Source organism: Hyphomonas sp. NPDC076881, from assembly GCF_050269995.1.
GTDB lineage: Bacteria > Pseudomonadota > Alphaproteobacteria > Caulobacterales > Hyphomonadaceae > Hyphomonas.
In genome coordinates, this window is the sequence record NZ_JBNNJJ010000004.1 from 23215 (window position 1) to 40180 (window position 16966).

The window sequence follows — 16966 nt, forward strand, 5'->3', positions numbered from 1 at the left end:
CGCTCGGACGGTTGTTTTGTTGTTGTTGTCGCTATCAATTCCCGTCTAGGCCGCGCCGGACGCCCTGCCAACAGTGAAATGGCGTGCGCAGGTGCCGCACTGCTTTGCGAATCTGCCGGATGCGGGCTAGCTTGCCGCGCCATGCCAGACACCGCCCGCCCCCCCGCCGCCACGGAACCGACGCCTTTCATGGCCCAGTATCTGTCGATCAAGGCAGAACATCCCGATGCGCTCTTGTTCTTCCGCATGGGCGATTTCTATGAGCTGTTCTTCAACGATGCCGTAGAGGCAGCGCGCATCCTGGACATCACGCTGACCGCGCGGGGCGAACATGACGGCAAGCCCATTCCGATGGCAGGCGTCCCCTATCACGCAGCCGAAGGCTATCTCGCCCGCCTGATCAAGGGCGGCTGCCGGGTGGCGGTGTGCGAGCAGATCGAGACCCCGGCAGAGGCCAAGAAGCGCGGCTCCAAATCCATCGTCCAGCGCGGCGTCGTCCGGATCGTGACGCCGGGCACGCTGACCGAGGACGCCCTGCTGCCCGCCCGCCAGGGCCAGGCGCTGGCGGCGATTGCCTTTGCAGGCACGGGGGAGGCGGCCCTTGCCGTGTGCGATGTCTCCACCGGCGCGTTTGACCTTGCAGCGATCCCGGCCGCGCGGCTCGGCGAAGCGCTGCTCGCCTGGCCGCTCAGCGAGCTGGTGATTGCGCAGGAGGATGCTGATCGCCCGCTCATCCAGGAAGCGCGCGGATTTCTGAGCGCGCCGATTACGGAACGTCCCGGCCGCGCGGCCAGCGCCAAAACGGGCGAAGCCCTGCTCAAGGACGTGTTCGGCATCGCCGCGCTGGACTCTCTGGGAGAGTTCAGCCGGGTGGAACTCGCCGCCGCGGGCCTGCTGCTTGACTATGTGAAGCTCACCCAGGCCGGCGCGCCGATCCGCCTGCGCGCCCCACGCCGCCCCGACGCAGGCGGCCTCCTGCTGATCGACCCGGCCACCCGCGCCAGCCTCGAGATTGACCGCAGCATCAGCGGCGGGCGCGAGGGCACGCTGCTGGCGGTGATTGACCGGACGGTAACTGCGCCGGGCGCGCGTCTGTTGGCGGCGCGGCTCGCGCGCCCTTCCCGAAGCATTGCGGAAATCACCGCGCGCTATGATGCCGTCTCCCACCTGCTGGGCGATGCGGGCCTGCTTGAAGATGTCCGTGGCCGGCTGAAAGCGGCGCCCGATCTTGAACGCGCCGTGATGCGCCTCAGCCTCGGGCGCGGCGGGCCGCGTGATCTTCTGGCGATTTCCAAAGCAGTGCTTTCCGGGGCAGAGGCTGCTGCGGTTCTCGGGCAGGGGCTGCCGCCTCGCCTGGCAGATGTGGCCGAAACGCTGGGTCTTGCCGGGGCGCCCTCCGTGCGTGCCTTTGCCGAAGACCTGCTGCGCGCGCTGACCGAAGCGCCCCCGATGCTGGCGCGCGATGGCGGCTTCGTCGCTGAAGGCTGGGATGCGGGCCTCGATGAAGTCCGTGCCCTGAGGGATGGCAGCCGCCGCGTGATTGCCGAGCTTCAGGCGAAGTATGCCGATCAGACGGGCATTTCTGCCCTGAAGGTCAAGTTCAACAATGTGCTGGGCTATTTCATCGAGGTGCCGGCGGCCAAGGCGGATCCGATGTTGCGGGCGCCGCTCTCGTCAGACTTCATCCATCGCCAGACAATGGCGGGCGCCGTGCGCTTCTCCACGCATGAACTTGCCGATCTGGCTGGCCGTATCAGCCGGGCAGAAGACGAAGCCAAGGCGCGCGAAATTGCAATCTTTGACGCCTTCTGCGGCAAGACGGAGGACCTCGCCGGGCCCCTGGCGATCATCGCGGCCGCCCTGGCCGAACTCGATGTTGCCGCCAGCCATGCCGTCTGGGCCGCAGAGATTGGCGCCGTGCGCCCGCAGCTTGATCCGCGCCCGGTATTCGAGGCGAAGGGCCTGCGCCACCCCGTGGTGGAGGCGGCGCTGCGCCGGGAAGGCAAGGGCTTTACCGCGAATGATCTTGTTCTGGATGCGGACGGCACGGAAGGCGCCCGTTTCCTTCTGGTCACCGGCCCGAACATGGCTGGTAAATCCACCTATCTGCGCCAGTCTGCCCTGGCGGTGATCCTGGCGCAGGCCGGAGCGTTCGTGCCAGCCGCCTCCTTGCGGCTGGGGCTCGCAGACCGGGTATTCTCCCGCGTGGGCGCTTCGGATGATCTCGCCCGTGGCCGGTCAACCTTCATGGTCGAGATGGTGGAAACCGCCGCGATCCTCAATCAGGCCACGCCGGAAAGCTTTGTCATTCTGGATGAGGTGGGCCGGGGCACGGCCACCTGGGATGGCCTTGCCATTGCCTGGGCGGCAGCCGAACACCTTCACGATACGAACAGATGCCGCGCCATCTTCGCCACCCACTACCACGAGCTGACAGATCTGGCCGGCCGTCTGCCGGCAGCGGCAAATGCGTCCCTCAAGGCGCGTGAGTGGAAGCAGGACCTGATCTTCCTGCATGAGGTTCAGCCCGGCCCCGCTGACCGCTCCTACGGCGTGCAGGTGGCGCGGCTGGCGGGTTTGCCCCGCTCGGCGGTGACGCGCGCAGGCCAGATCCTCAAGAAACTGGAGGCAGGCCCGGCTGCGGCAGAAAGCCTGCCGCTCTTTGCCATGGTTGCCGAAGATCCGGCTCCGGAGTTTTCAGAGGAAAGTTCCGCCGTGATTGAGGCGCTTGCCGCAGCAGACCCTGACAACCTCACGCCGCGCGAGGCCCTGCAGCTTGTCTATCGCCTGAAGGAACTCAGCCGGGGCGGTTAGCGCCAGCTGCGCTCAGTTGGGCAGGCGGACGATCTCGTCTTCATCGGAAGGTTTGGCCGGCAGGGCGGGATTGGTCAGCGGCGCAGCGGGATCTTCGAGATCATCAAGATTGATGCCGAGGTCCAGGCTCTCGCCAAAATTGCCGCCGCCAAGTCCGCCAGCGCCCAGCACGCCGCTGCTCTGTCCGGAGCCGCCGAGGCCGCCTGATCCCAGAAGGCGCGTGCCGCTGTCCTGTTGCGGTCCGATATTCAGGTTCAGCGTGCCGCTGAGTTCGCCCCCGGCGCTTGCCGTCGAGGTGTCGATGGGAAGTGTTTCCCCTTCCACCGGCGCCGCCGGTGCGGCCTCTGCGGTGGACTTTGCCGGGTCCGAGCAGGCAGCGCCGGTAAAGGCGAAGGAGAAGAGAAGCGCAGCGGTCAGCGGTTTCATGAACATTCTCCGTAAATGGCGCAGGCTTCAGCCCACAGCAAGCTTTGCCTGCACAACGTCCCAGAATTTGGCAGCCGCATCAATGCCTGACAGCCGCTTGAGCGCCTGCACGCCGGTTGGCGAAGTGACGTTGACCTCGGTGAGGCGGCCCCCGATCACATCAATCCCGGTCAGCATCAGGCCCCGGCGGCGCAGCTCCGGCCCGATGGCTTCGCAGATATTCCGGTCGGCGCCGGAAAGCTCCGTGGCTTCCGCAGTGCCGCCCACGACCAGGTTTGACCGCACCTGTCCGGCTTTTGGCCGCCGGTTGATCGCGCCCACCGGGTCTCCATCGATCAGAATGATGCGCTTGTCGCCTTCGGAGACGGCGGGCAGGAAAGCCTGCACCATCACCGGTTCGGGCGAGCGGGAAAAGAACAGTTCCAGCAGGGAATCCAGATTGGAATCCTCATATTGCAGGCGGAAGACGCCGGCGCCGCCATGGCCGAAAAGCGGTTTGACGATGATGTCCCGGTATTCCTCGCGGAAGGCGTCGATCACCTGCCGGTCACGGCTCACCAGCGTCGGCGGCATGATTTCCGGGAACAGCAGCGGGAAAATCTTCTCCGGGCTGGAGCGCACCCCGGCCGGATCATTCAGCACCAGCGTCTGGTTGGCGACGATCTCCAGAAGATGGCAGGCGGTGATGTAGGCCATGTCGAAGGGCGGGTCCTGGCGCATCAGCACCACGTCCACATCCCGGGCAATATCCAGGGTCTGGGCCGGCCCGAAAATACCCGGCGTCTCGCGCACGCGCTGAACCTGTGCCGGCCGGGCCCAGGCGGTCACCCGGCCTTCGCGGAAGGAAAGGTCGCCGGGGCCATAAACGAATATCTCGGCGCCGCGCGCCTGCGCCGCTTCGGCCAGGGCAAAGGTTGTATCCCCGTCGATGTTGACCCGTTCCAGCGGGTCCATCTGGATGGCAATGCGAAGCGTCAAGCGTCAGTTCCTTCCGGCGTTTCCGGAAGGCGGGGGCGGAGGCTCAGCCCCCGCCCGCTTCCGGCTTAATAATTTACGCCGCGAAGTTCGGGCAGCGGCTGGCTGTCATATGACGTGTCAGGCGCCGGTTGGTAAGAGGGGGAAGGAGAAACCGGCATCTGCGTCGTCGGGGCGGCAGGGCGGCGATTGTCCTCGGTCAGCCGCACATACGAAACCACCTGCTTCACCCCGCCCACGACGCTGGCTTCCTCGGCGGCCCGGCGCAGTTCTTCAGCCGTGCGGGCAATGCCCATCAGATAGACGACGCCGTTATAGGTCTCCACATTGATGTTGATGCTTTTCACCGAGCTGGAGCCAATCAGGCGCGAGCGCACACGGGCGCTGATGATTTCATCGGCGACATTGGCGAAGAAGCCGCCCGGCTGTTCGATGGCCAGCTCATTGGCAACGTCCTGAGTGTAAACCGATGTCCAGGCGATCCCTTCGGCCCGGGTGCGGTCCTCGGCCGAGAAAACCCGGCCGGTCAGCAGCACCAGGCCGCCGGAAACTTCCACGGCCACTTCGCCGAACCGGCTGGAGCTTTCCGACAACAGCCGCGCCTTGATCTCGTTGGAGGCGCCGATGTCATCAATCGTCTGCCCCACCGTCTGGTCCTTGGAGGCGGCAAAGCCGGCCGCGCCCACCGCCCCGACAGCGGCTACCGCGCAATTGGAAAGCGGCAGAAGGGCAATCAGCGGAAGAAGAAGAAAAGGGGCGCGCATAATGGGGTGTCCTGATACTGGCGGCGGAATTTTCCGATTACATTGCCGAAAGATACGGCGATTTTCCGGCAAACTATATTTAATTCCCTGTATCCCTGCTGAACGAGGTCTCTAAGGCTGCGGGAACAGGCAGACGGGGGATTGGCTGCCCTGAACGGCCTTGATGGGCTTTTTGCTGGTTGAAACCCGCCCGGCATGGTAGTTTCAGGACATTCTCAGCCAAAGGAGCCCCCGCCCTGTCATCCGCCCCCTCCCGCGCACAGCCGCCGAAAAGCGTCACGATCGAAGAGATCAGATCGGTCGCCGATGCGCTCTGCAAAGCCCTTGAAGACGACAAAGCCGAAGACCTGATCCTGGTCGACCTTCAGGGTAAATCCTCTCTCGCCGACTTCATGATCATCGCGTCTGGCCGCTCGGGCCGCCATGTGGCGGCGCTGGCAAGCCATGTCGCTGAAGAAGTAAAAAAGCTCACCGGGCGCAAGCCCAGCGTTGAGGGTATGCCCAATGCCGACTGGGTGCTGATCGATACCGGCGACGTGATCGTCCATCTCTTCCGTCCTGAAGTTCGCGAATTCTACAATCTCGAGAAGATCTGGGTTTCCGACAAGTCGGCCCACCGCGCCAGCGCGACCTGAGGCATGCGCCTTCAGATACTCGGCGTCGGCCGTCTGAAGGACGGGCCCGAGCGTGATCTCACCGATGACTATCTCCGCCGGGCCGCTGCCATGGCGCGCGGTCTTGGCTTCAAGGGGCCGGAGGAGGCCGAGGTGGCCAGCGGCGGCGGCATGGAGGCCGAGGGCGGCCGCCTGCTTGCCCGTATCCCGGAAGGCGCCCGCATCATCCGCCTGGATGAGGGCGGAGAGAACCTCACCTCCGATGCCTTTGCTGCCCGCCTTTCCCGCTGGCGCGATGACGGGATGCGCGACACCTGTTTCCTGATCGGCGGGGCTGAAGGCTACTCGGCAGACGTGCGCGCCGCTGCGCCGCAAACGCTGGCCTTCGGTGTTCAGACCTGGCCCCACCGGCTGGTGCGCGCCATGCTGGCCGAGCAGATCTACCGCGCGATGACGATCCTCGCCGGAACGCCTTATCACAAGGCCTGAGGTTGCGGGTCCGGCCGCTTCGGCAGTTGCGCTTGCGGCGTTGCCGGTTCTAATGGCCCCGGCTGGAACAGGGGTGTCAGCATGAGCGGGACAGGACGACGAATGCCGGGCAAGGACTTCTGGAAAATCTACGGCCCGTTGATTGCCGTGGCACTGATCGGGTTCATCTGGGCGCTGTCGGCCATGGACCCCGCCCCGCCCAAATCCATCCGCTTTGCCGCCGGCGCGCCGGGCGGGGCCTACTATGCCTATGCCGAAAGGTATCAGCGCCTGCTCGAAGAGCAGGGGATTGAGGTTCACCTCGTCGATACGCAGGGCTCCATCGACAATCTGCGGATGCTGGAAGCCGGGGAGGTGGATGTCGCCATCGTCCAGGGCGGCCTGGCCACGTCCAAGGATGCCGAGCTTCTGCGCTCGGCGGGCGGCATCTTTGAAGAACCCTTCTGGGTGTTTCTCCGCGCCGATCATCCCGCGCAGAGTTTCGGGGAGCTGCGGGACGCGCGCCTGTCGATCGGAGCGGAAGGTTCCGGCACGCGGGCCCTCGCCCTCTCGATCCAGCAGCAATATGGCGGCGTCTGGCCGGAGGCCGCGCGCCAGTCGCTCGGCAGCACCGATTCCCAGGCCGCGCTGTTTGCGGGCGAGATTGACGCGGCCGCCTTTGCTGCCTCTCCCGGCGCCGCCTACATCCAGGCGCTGATGCGCTCCGGCGAGGTGCGGCTGTTGCCGTTTGACCGGGCCGAAGCGCTGGCGCGGCGGGAGGAAGCCCTCTCGGCCGTCACGCTCATCCGCGGCGTGATCGATGTCGGCGCCGACATCCCCGCCGAAGACGTGCCGCTGGTGGCCGCCATCGCGCAGCTGACGGTCCACAAGGACATTCACCCGGCCATCGAGGCGGTGCTGCTTGATACCGCCATGCTGATCCATTCCGAGCCGAGCCTCTTCAACAAGGGCGGCCAGTTTCCGAACATGACGAATGTGGACCTGCCGGTCAGCAAGCAGGTCGCCCGTTATTATCAGGATGGCCCGTCTTTCCTGCGCCGGTATTTCCCGTTCAGCGTGGCCAATTTCCTTGACCGCGCCTGGGTGCTGGCCATCCCGCTGCTGACGCTGGCCTTTCCGCTGGTGCGCGCCGCCCCGCCGATCTATCGCTGGCGCGTGCGCCGGAAGATCTATGTCTGGTACAAGGATCTGCGGGAGCTGGAAGCCCAGGGCAGGGCGCTGCCGAAAGGATCGGCCCGGATCAGTGTTGAAAAGCAGTTGGAGCGGCTTCAGGTGGAGGTGGGCAAGCTGGAGGTGCCCCTCTCCTATACCGACGATCTCTACCGTCTGCGCAGCCATATCGAGTTCGTCAAACAGCTGCTGGTTTCGCCTGAGCCTGTCACCGGCGTGACGATGTAGCGTCAGGCCGAAAGGCCGGCGGCTTTTACCTCTGCCTGAAACGTTCGGGAGACGGGCGCTTCCTTGCCCGAAGGAAGCACGAGGCTCAGCTTGCTGCCCTGTTTGCGGGTGTCGCGCACGGCGTCTTTTGCCACCCACCAGGACCGGTGAACCTGCAGGCCATCTGCCCCGGCCAGCTCCCGCATCGCATCGGCCAGCCGCATCAGGATCAGCTCCTCGCCATGGCTGGTGTGGATGCGCAGGTAATGGTCCTCCGCGCTGACGGCATAGAGCTGCGCGGTGCGGTATTTCACCGGCAGGCGGGACAGAAAGGTTTCCTCGGGGCTGGTGCCTTTCACCGGTTCGGTGACCGGCGCCAGCACCGTGCGCTCGATCATGAAACCGACAGCGGTTACGGCGGCGGCGATCACCCAGACGAGGCCAAACAGGCGCGGCAGGTAGCCCGGCGGAATGGACCGGCCCGAGATCAAGGCTTCCAGCAGAATAATCATGGCGGTGACGGCCAGGGCGGACGTGACCGACATCACCGCCATCATCACCGGCACCCCGAACTTCCAGCCCGTGCGCTCCATCAGCGTGCGGGTGGCCTCGGCGGAGAAGCTGCCGGTCAGCACCAGACCGGTCCAGTAAAGGTAGGCGCCCCAGAGTGGCAGGTTTCCGGAGCCGTTATAGGGGCTGATGATAGTGAGGAACGCGCCGATCACGGCATAGATGCCGATCTCCCTGAGGCGCCGCGTCCAGTCACCCGCGTTTCGCAAACGAAAACCCCCTCGCATTTCGCGCTTCGTGAGCTGTTCTGGCTGTATTTCACGAAGGATTCCAGACCAGACACGCACTCCCGCTGGCGGCAGGGGCAAGGGGCGGCAGATTGAAGGCATCAGAGCCGGCTGCACGAGCCGGGTGGCTCTGATCCCACCGAAACAGCCTGCCTCTGGAGCATAGCCCCATGATCTCGATTGCCGCCGCCCCCAAAACTGAAAACCCCCTTCGCCGCCTGCGCCAGCGCCATCCCTACAAGATCACCGCCGGTCTGGCGGTGGGCGTCTATGCCGTGATCAGCCACATGATGCTGCAAGGGGAGGGGCCCGTCCGGGTCCGGGTGGATTTGACCCCGCTGCTGCAATCCCCGCTGGTGCTGCAGGCCCATGTGGTGGGCGCCGCGCTGGCCTTCGTCATCGGCTGCGTTCTGCTGGCGGGGGTGAAGGGGCGGGCCATGCACCGCACGCTGGGCTATATCTGGGTGGCGGCCATGGCTGTGACTGCCCTCAGCTCCTTCTTCCTGCAGAGCATCAATCCGGGCAGCTTCAGCCTTATTCATGCGCTCTCGGCCTGGACCATGATCGTCCTGCCAATGGGGCTGGCGGCTGCGCGGCGGAAGAACATCGCCAAACACCGGAAAGAAATGACGGGCATATTCGTGGGAGGCCTCCTGGTGGCCGGCCTGTTCAGCTTTCTGCCCGGACGGCTGATGTGGCACCTCTTCTTTGCCGTCTGAGCCAATCGCCGCTTTAAACCTGTCACGAAGCGCCGTTACAGTTCCTCCGAGGGATTTCAGGAGGAGAATATGGGACAGTTTCGGACGCTTGCGGTCATCCCGGCCGCCATTCTGGCGCTGGCGTCGTGTCAAACGCCGGCACCTGCCACCGGCATACCGGCGAGCCAGGTTGCCTTGCTGCCCGATGAGCTTCTGTCTCCGGCCAGCGCCGAAGCGGCCCTGGAACTCTATTACCGCACGCTGCCGGAAGACTTCTTCCCCCGCGCGCCGAGAGGTCTGTCCCTGCCTGGCGACGAGGATGTGCTGACACGCCTCCTCGTCGGTTCCTGCTTCAATGAGGAGACGCCGGACGGAACGGCGATGTCGACGGTCGCCGCGCAGGAAGCCGATCTCTTCCTGATGATCGGCGACAATGTCTATGGCGACATGAACGGGCGCGCCTATGTCAACAATCAGGCGACCCTGGATGAGCTGCGCGAAAGTTTCAGCGATCTGGCCGCGCGCCCTGAATTTCAGGCCCTGCGGGCGAAGCATCCGATGATGGTGGCCTGGGACGATCATGACTATGGCGCCAATGATGCGGGCCGCGAGTTCCCGTTCCGCCGCTTGGCCGAGCGTATTCATGAGCGCTTCTGGGGCCTGGAGAATGAGGATGTCGGCGCTTGGCCCGGCACCTATTATGCCCGCAGCTTTGGCCCGCAGGGCCAGCGCGTCCAGATCATCATGCTGGACACCCGTTTCTTCCGCTCGCCGCTGGAGCCAACCGATGAATGGGGCAAGAAGGGCAAGGAGCGGTACGTTCCGTCCACTTCAGAAGGGCAGGATATGCTGGGCAACGACCAGTGGACCTGGCTGGAAAACCAGCTTCAGGAAGAGGCTGACCTGCGCCTCATTGTCTCCTCCATTCAGGTGATGACGACCGATGGTCACGGCTTTGAAGCCTGGTCCCGCCTGCCCGCGGAGCAGGAGCGGCTATACCGCCTTGTCGCCGAAACGGAGGCGGAAGGCGTGGTGTTCGTCTCCGGCGACCGGCACACGGCCTTCCTTTACAAGGATGAGGCGGCGCTGCCCTATCCGGCCTATGAGATCACGGCGTCTTCGATGAATGTCTCGATGTGGGATACCTCCGGCGAGGTGGACCGGGCACAGATCGGGCCAGGCTATGCCCCCAATAATTTCGGTGCCATCGAAATTGACTGGGAAAGCGGTACGGTCCGTCTTGCCATCAAGAGCGACACCGGCGACACCGTGAATGAAGTGGTTGCGCCGTTCCGGAGAGCAGCCGGAGAGTAAGACGCGCGCCGTTGCCCGGCCCGCCGAGACGAGGCCATGACCGACACACGCTCTGTTCTTGCGCTGATCCTGTCGGTGATGATCCTGCAGCTGGCGGGCGGGCTGACCGGCATCCTGACGCCGCTCGGGCTGGAGCGGCTGGGGGTGGACGCTTCCTTGATCGGCTTTGTCGCCGCGATGAACGCAGCCGGCTTCATGCTGGGCGCATGGACCTCGCCACGGGCCCTCGCGCTGGTCGGCAATATCCGCCTCTTCGCGGCTGGGGCAGGGGTCAGCGCGGCGGGCATCCTTTCCCTGGCCCTGATTCAGGAGGCCCCCTTCTGGGCGCTGATCCGCGTGCTGCAGGGCATCGCCTTCGCCTATATGTTCACCAGTATCGAAAGCTGGCTGGGAGAGGCGGTGCCGGCCCGGTCTCGCGGAAATGTGATGGGCGTTTATCACACCGCCGCCAAGCTCTCGCTGATCGTCGGGCCGTTCTTCCTGGCCGGGCTCTCTCCCCTTGATAGCCGGTCTTATATCTGGGCGGGCCTCTTCCTGGCCCTCGCCCTGGTGCCCACCTGCCTGACCAGGCTGAAAGAGCCCCCGCCGCCAGACAGGAAAGCCATGCCGCTCGGCCAGCTATTCGCCATTGCGCCCGCCGCAGTTGTCGGGGTGGTCGGCGCCGGGCTCGTCAATACCGGCACGCTGGCACTGCTGCCGGTCTATTTCGAAAAATTCGACCTCGCTGGCGGCGGCACGGCAGCGGCGGCCATCGCCATCGCCATTGCCTGGATCGGCGGCCTGATCGTGCAATGGCCGGCCGGGCGCCTTTCCGACATCATCGACCGGCGGCTGGTCGTCGCAGGGCTGACCGGCATCGCCGGGGCAGCGGCCATCCTGATCGCCGTATTCGGCGCCGTGATCGGCGAAACCGGCGTGCTCGTGCTGATCGGCATCTGGGGGGCAGGGGCGCTCTGCTTTTACGGCATCTGCGTCTCCCATGCGATTGACCGCACTCCCCCGGGGCAAGTGCCGCAGGTGATGTCGGGGCTGTTATTTGTCTGGGCTGCCGGGTCGATTGCGGGGCCGCTGATTTCCGGCGTCGTGATGCGGCTGGCGGGGGCGGTTGGCCTTTTTGGTTTTGCTGGCGTGATGCTGGGCCTGCTGGCAGTCTACATGATCGTGCGGGTGCGCCAGCGCGCTCCGGCCGAGTCTCCCCCGGCAGGCGAGCGCGGGCCCATCCTGCCTAGCCCGCTGGCGAGTGTCGAAATCGTGCCCCGTGACCCCACGGAAGGGGAGCAAAGCTAAGTACGCGACTTGGTACTCAGCCTGTTGCAGCATCATTTCAGGCGTGTATATAGCCGCCCTGTCAAAGAGGAACGGAAACGGTAACCGGCGGAATGCTGGCGGGCCGTGAGGCCGGACAGGGAAACCACTCCATGAACATCCATGAATATCAGGCCAAGGCGCTGCTCAAATCCTTCGGGGCGCCTGTGGCAGAAGGCGTGCCTGTGCTTTCGCTCGCCGATGTGCAGAAGGCAATCGACACGCTCCCCGGCCCGCTCTGGGTTGTGAAAAGCCAGATCCACGCAGGTGGCCGCGGCAAGGGCAAATTCATCGAGCCGGAAGCCGGTGAAAAAGGCGGCGTTCGCCTCGCCTTCAACAAGGAAGACGTGAAAAAACATGCCGAAGCGATGCTCGGCAAACACCTCGTCACCGCCCAGACCTCTGCTGCCGGCAAGCAGGTCAACCGCCTCTACATCGAAGACGGCGCCGACATCGAGAAAGAACTCTACCTCTCGATCCTGGTTGACCGCTCGACCTCGAAAGTTTCGTTCGTTGTCTCCACCGAAGGCGGCATGGACATCGAGGAAGTTGCCCACGCAACGCCCGAGAAAATCCTGACCCTCGGCATCGATCCGCTGACCGGCGTGACGGCAGCTGATTCGGCCAAGATCAACGAAGCCCTGAAGCTGACCGGTTCGGCCGCTGAAGACGGCCTCAAACTGTTCCCGATCCTCTACAAAGCCTTTGTCGAGAAAGACATGGCGATGCTGGAAGTGAACCCCCTCATCGTCATGAAGAACGGCCATCTGCGCGTTCTCGACGCGAAAGTGTCGTTCGACGGCAACTCGCTGTTCCGCCACCCGGACATCGCGGCCCTCAAGGATGAGACTGAGCAGGACTCCAAAGAGCTCGAAGCGGCGGAATGGGATCTCGCCTATGTCGCCCTCGACGGCACCATCGGCTGCATGGTCAACGGCGCAGGCCTCGCCATGGCAACCATGGACATCATCAAGCTCTATGGCGAAGAGCCGGCCAACTTCTGTGACGTTGGCGGCGGCGCCGGCAAGGAGAAGGTGGCAGCCGCCTTCAAGATCATCATGAAGGACCCCAACGTGAAGGGCATCCTCGTGAACATCTTCGGCGGCATCATGAAATGCGATGTCATCGCCGAAGGCGTGATCGCAGCCGTGAAGGAAACCAACCTGGCGGTTCCGCTGGTGGTTCGCCTCGAAGGCACGAATGTCGATCTCGGCAAGAAGATCATCCGCGAGAGCGGCCTGAACGTGATCCCGGCCGACGATCTCGATGATGCAGCCCAGAAAATTGTCAAAGCGGTGCGGGGTTAAGTTCCATGTCCATTCTGATCGACAAGAACACGAAAGTCCTGACGCAGGGCATGACCGGCAACACCGGCTCGTTCCACACCAATCAGGCGCTGGCCTATTACGGCACCCAGATGGTGGGCGGCATTCACCCCAAGAAGGGTGGCGAGATGTGGAAGGCCGATAACGGCCAGGAACTCCCGATCTTCGCCTCCGTCGCCGAAGGCAAGGAAAAGACCGGCGCCACCGCGTCTGTGGTCTATGTTCCCCCCGCCGGCGCAGCCGCTGCCATCGAGGAAGCCATCGACGCAGAGATCCCGCTGATCGTCTGCATCACCGAGGGCGTTCCGGTGATGGACATGGTCCGCGTCAAGGCGAAGCTGGCGAAGTCCAAGTCGCGCCTCATCGGGCCGAACTGCCCTGGCCTCATCACGGCCAATGAGTGCAAGATCGGCATCATGCCGGGCTCCATCTTCAAGAAGGGCTCCGTCGGCATCGTCTCGCGCTCGGGCACGCTGACCTATGAAGCCGTGTTCCAGACCACCAATGTCGGCCTTGGCCAGACCACGGCTGTCGGCATCGGCGGCGACCCGGTGAAGGGCACCGAGTTCATCGACATCCTGGAAATGTTCCTGGCAGACGATGAAACCCAATCCATCATCATGATCGGCGAAATCGGCGGCTCTGCCGAAGAAGAAGCCGCTCAGTTCCTGATCGACGAGGCCAAGAAGGGCCGCAAGAAGCCGATGGCCGGCTTCATCGCGGGCCGCACGGCGCCTCCGGGCCGCACGATGGGCCATGCCGGCGCCATCGTGTCCGGCGGCAAAGGTGATGCGGAGTCGAAGATTGCGGCCATGGAAGCTGCGGGTATCCGCGTCAGCCCCAGCCCGGCCCGTCTCGGCACCACACTTGTCGAGGTGCTAAAGGGTTAGAAAGACCCTATAGTGTTATAGATTCGTGACGCCCGCTCCGGCGTATTCCTGGGGCGGGCGTTGCAGCATAACCTGCTTCACGTAGGGGCAGGGGGTAAGGTCCGTCCCTATATCAGTCGCCGGGGGCGGCAACTCTGGAAGGATGGACATTAGATGGCCGACGATGGTAGCCCGGTGAATGGTCCCCGCAGCACGGGCAATGCGGCAATGCTGGATACTGCGTTCCTGTATGGGGGCTCTGCCCACTGGCTGGAACAGATGCAGGCGGCTTACGCCAAAGACCCCAATTCCGTGCCTGAGAGCTGGCGCGCCTTTTTCGCTGAACTCGGCGATGAAGCTGCAAGCGCCACCCAGAACGCGAAGGGCGCCAGCTGGAAACGCAAGGACTGGCCGCGTCCGGCCGCCAGCGAGCAGATTGCCGCCTTTGACGGCAACTGGGCGCTGATCGAGCCCAAGCTCGAAAAGAAGATCAAGTCCGCCAGCCCCGCGATGGGCGCCGAGGAAGTCACCCGTGCGGTGACCGATTCGATCCACGCGCTGATGATGATCCGCGCCTACCGGATTCGCGGACACCTCGCCGCTCAGCTCGACCCGCTCGGCCTCTCCGGCTTCGGCGACCAGCCTGAGCTTGACCCGGCCAGCTACGGCTTTGGCCCGGAGGATATGAACCGCAGCATCTATATCGACGGCTATCTCGGCCTCGAACACGCCACCCCGGCGCAGATGCTGGACATCCTCCGCCGCACCTATTGCTCGACGCTCGGCATCGAGTTCATGCACATCTCCGATCCCGAAGAGAAAGCCTGGCTGCAGGAGCGGATCGAAGGCCCCGACAAGGGCGTTGCCTTCACCCGCGAGGGCAAGCTGGCGATCCTCCGCAAGCTGATCGAGGCGGAAAGCTTCGAGCGCTTCCTGCACAAGCGCTATCCGGGTACGAAGCGTTTCGGTCTCGATGGCGGCGAAGCGGCCGTTCCGGCGCTGGAGCAGATCATCAAGCGCGGCGGCGCGCTCGGCGTGAACGAGATCGTCGTCGGCATGCCCCACCGGGGCCGCCTCAACATGCTCGCGGCCGTCATGGGCAAGGGCTATGAGAAGATCTTCCACGAATTCCAGGGCGGCTCGACGCAGGGCGCTGGCGAATTCGGCTCGGGCGACGTGAAATACCACCTCGGCGCTTCGTCTGACCGTGAGTTCGACGGCAATGTCGTCCACCTCACCATGAACCCGAACCCCTCCCACCTTGAGGCGGTCAACCCGGTTGTGCTCGGCCGCACCCGCGCCAAACAGTTCATGGAATCGCGCCAGACCGGCAAGCTCGACCGCTCGCACAAGCTGCCCCTGCTGCTGCACGGGGACGCTGCCTTCGCAGGGCAGGGCGTTGTGGCCGAATGCTTCGCGCTGTCGGGCCTGCAGGGTTACCGCACCGGCGGCACCATCCACTTCATCGTCAACAACCAGATCGGCTTCACCACGAGCCCGATGTATTCGCGCTCCTCGCCCTATCCCTCGGATGTGGCGCTGATGGTGCAGGCGCCGATCTTCCATGTGAACGGCGATGATCCGGAGGCCGTGGTCTACGCTGCCAAGGTGGCCACCGAATACCGGCAGAAGTTTGCAAAGGATGTCGTCATCGACATGTTCTGCTACCGCCGCTTCGGCCACAATGAGGGTGACGACCCGACGATGACCCAGCCGGTCATGTACCGCGTCATCAAGGATCGTCCGTCCACGCGCGAAATCTATGCCCAGCGCCTCGTCGCCGAGGGCCTGCTGACAGCGGCTGACGTCGATGCGCAGGTGAAGGAATTCGAGGACTTCCTCGACCGCGCCTTCGACGCCGGCAAGACGCTGAAAACCAACAAGGCAGACTGGCTGGAAGGTCAGTGGTCGGGTTTCGGCCTGCCGCTGGATGATGACCGCCGCGGCAAGACCGGCGTGTCCAAGACGCGCCTGAAGGAACTGGGTGACGCCATCACCCGCATTCCGGAAAGCGTTGACGTTCACAAGACGGTGGAGCGCGTTATCGCCCGCCGCCGCGAAAGCTATGAGACCGGCAAGGACATTGACTGGGGCGGCGCCGAGCATCTGGCCTTCGCCAGCCTGCTCGACGAAGGCTTCCCGGTGCGTCTCTCCGGCCAGGATTGCGGCCGCGGCACCTTCGTGCAGCGCCACAGCCATATCGTCGACCAGACGACCGGCGACCGCGTCACGCTGCTCAACCAGATCCGTGACGGCCAGGCGCCGTATGAGGTGATCGACTCGCTGCTCTCCGAAGAGGCGGTGCTGGGCTATGAATATGGCTATTCGCTGACCGATCCGAATTCGCTGGTCTGCTGGGAAGCCCAGTTCGGCGACTTCGCCAACGGCGCGCAGGTCTATTATGACCAGTTCATTTCCTCGGCAGAGCGCAAATGGCTTCGCATGTCGGGCCTCGTGATGCTTCTGCCGCATGGTTATGAAGGTCAGGGTCCGGAGCATTCCTCGGCTCGCCTCGAGCGCTTCCTGCAGATGTGCGCGGAAGACAACATGCAGGTGTGCAACCTGACGACCCCGGCGAACTATTTCCACGCCCTGCGCCGCCAGATCCACCGCGAGTTCCGCAAGCCGCTGGTCATCATGACGCCCAAATCGCTGCTGCGCCACAAGCTGGCCACCTCGATGCTGGACGACATGAACACCAAATCGACCTTCCACCGCATCCTCTGGGATGACGCTGAGACGCCCGGCCGCGAAGGCAAGGTGAAACTGGCGAAGGACAACAAGGTGCGCCGCGTCGTGCTGTGTTCGGGCAAGGTCTATTACGACCTGTTCGAGGCCCGCGAAGCGACCGGCCAGGACGACGTCTACCTGCTGCGCGTGGAACAGTTTTATCCGGTGCCGCGCAAGTCGCTGATCACTGAGCTGAAGCGCTTCCCGCAGGCAGAGCTTGTCTGGTGTCAGGAAGAGCCGCGCAATATGGGTGGCTGGACCTTCATCCGTGACGAGATCGAATGGTGCGCCGCCCAGGCGGGCTACAAACAGCCGCGCCCGAAATATGCCGGCCGTCCGCCTTCGGCGGCGACCGCAACGGGCCTCCTGTCCAAGCACCAGGCCGAACAGGCCAACCTGATCAAGACAGCCCTCTCACCCGACCCGGTCGATGACCGGATCGTTTCTCCCTGATAATCCATAAAAAGAG

Annotated in this window: 14 protein-coding genes; 10 read left to right on the plus strand and 4 right to left on the minus strand. The window is 64.3% G+C overall.

Going from position 1 to position 16966, the window contains the following annotated elements:
- The first annotated feature begins 141 nt into the window (after nt 1-141).
- Nucleotides 142-2814 carry a DNA mismatch repair protein MutS gene (mutS, locus tag ACQKI2_RS05420; RefSeq protein WP_427378684.1) on the plus strand — a complete coding sequence of 891 codons (2673 nt, stop codon included), beginning with the start codon at nt 142-144 and terminating at the stop codon, nt 2812-2814.
- 12 nt (nt 2815-2826) lie between these two features.
- On the opposite strand, the gene ACQKI2_RS05425 is transcribed toward mutS, so the two are convergent.
- The 3 genes from ACQKI2_RS05425 to ACQKI2_RS05435 form a co-directional block, all read right to left on the minus strand.
- Nucleotides 2827-3240: a hypothetical protein gene (locus tag ACQKI2_RS05425; RefSeq protein WP_427378685.1), complete on the minus strand. Its 414-nt coding sequence runs from the start codon at nt 3238-3240 to the stop codon at nt 2827-2829.
- Nucleotides 3241-3267: 27 nt separating this feature from the next.
- Complete coding sequence (gene gshB / locus ACQKI2_RS05430; RefSeq protein WP_427378686.1) at nt 3268-4218, minus strand: glutathione synthase; 951 nt, start codon at nt 4216-4218, stop codon at nt 3268-3270.
- 65 nt (nt 4219-4283) lie between these two features.
- On the minus strand, nt 4284-4979 hold the full coding sequence (locus ACQKI2_RS05435) for a BON domain-containing protein (RefSeq protein ID WP_427378687.1): 696 nt from the start codon (nt 4977-4979) through the stop codon (nt 4284-4286).
- A 281-nt stretch (nt 4980-5260) separates the two neighbouring features.
- Between ACQKI2_RS05435 and rsfS the strand changes: the two genes are divergently transcribed.
- The 3 genes from rsfS (at nt 5261) to ACQKI2_RS05450 (ending at nt 7480) form a co-directional block, all read left to right on the plus strand.
- Nucleotides 5261-5614: a ribosome silencing factor gene (gene rsfS, locus ACQKI2_RS05440; RefSeq protein ID WP_114104676.1), complete on the plus strand. Its 354-nt coding sequence runs from the start codon at nt 5261-5263 to the stop codon at nt 5612-5614.
- A gap of 3 nt (nt 5615-5617) precedes the next feature.
- Nucleotides 5618-6082: a 23S rRNA (pseudouridine(1915)-N(3))-methyltransferase RlmH gene (gene rlmH / locus ACQKI2_RS05445; protein ID WP_427378688.1), complete on the plus strand. Its 465-nt coding sequence runs from the start codon at nt 5618-5620 to the stop codon at nt 6080-6082.
- A gap of 81 nt (nt 6083-6163) precedes the next feature.
- Nucleotides 6164-7480 (plus strand): TAXI family TRAP transporter solute-binding subunit, encoded by a 1317-nt coding sequence (locus ACQKI2_RS05450; RefSeq protein ID WP_427378689.1) that lies wholly within the window; start codon nt 6164-6166, stop codon nt 7478-7480.
- A gap of 2 nt (nt 7481-7482) precedes the next feature.
- On the opposite strand, the gene ACQKI2_RS05455 is transcribed toward ACQKI2_RS05450, so the two are convergent.
- On the minus strand, nt 7483-8238 hold the full coding sequence (locus tag ACQKI2_RS05455) for a LytTR family DNA-binding domain-containing protein (RefSeq protein ID WP_427378690.1): 756 nt from the start codon (nt 8236-8238) through the stop codon (nt 7483-7485).
- A gap of 188 nt (nt 8239-8426) precedes the next feature.
- On the opposite strand from ACQKI2_RS05455, the gene ACQKI2_RS05460 reads away from it, so the two are divergent.
- From ACQKI2_RS05460 to ACQKI2_RS05485, 6 genes are all read left to right on the plus strand, one after another.
- Nucleotides 8427-8975, plus strand: coding sequence for a DUF2306 domain-containing protein (locus ACQKI2_RS05460; protein WP_427378691.1), 549 nt, complete (start codon nt 8427-8429; stop codon nt 8973-8975).
- Nucleotides 8976-9044: 69 nt separating this feature from the next.
- A complete protein-coding gene (locus ACQKI2_RS05465; protein ID WP_427378692.1) occupies nt 9045-10268 on the plus strand; it encodes an alkaline phosphatase D family protein in 1224 nt (407 codons plus the stop codon).
- 36 nt (nt 10269-10304) lie between these two features.
- Nucleotides 10305-11555, plus strand: a complete 1251-nt coding sequence (locus tag ACQKI2_RS05470) for an MFS transporter (protein WP_427378693.1) — start codon at nt 10305-10307, stop codon at nt 11553-11555.
- A 131-nt stretch (nt 11556-11686) separates the two neighbouring features.
- Entirely contained in the window at nt 11687-12880 is a 1194-nt protein-coding gene (sucC, locus tag ACQKI2_RS05475; RefSeq protein WP_427378694.1) for an ADP-forming succinate--CoA ligase subunit beta, read from the plus strand.
- 5 nt (nt 12881-12885) lie between these two features.
- The gene (sucD, locus tag ACQKI2_RS05480; protein WP_427378695.1) at nt 12886-13788 is read left to right on the plus strand and encodes a succinate--CoA ligase subunit alpha; all 903 of its coding nucleotides are present in this window, start codon (nt 12886-12888) and stop codon (nt 13786-13788) included.
- Nucleotides 13789-13941: 153 nt separating this feature from the next.
- Nucleotides 13942-16950: a 2-oxoglutarate dehydrogenase E1 component gene (locus tag ACQKI2_RS05485; protein ID WP_427378696.1), complete on the plus strand. Its 3009-nt coding sequence runs from the start codon at nt 13942-13944 to the stop codon at nt 16948-16950.
- Nucleotides 16951-16966: the final 16 nt, after the last annotated feature.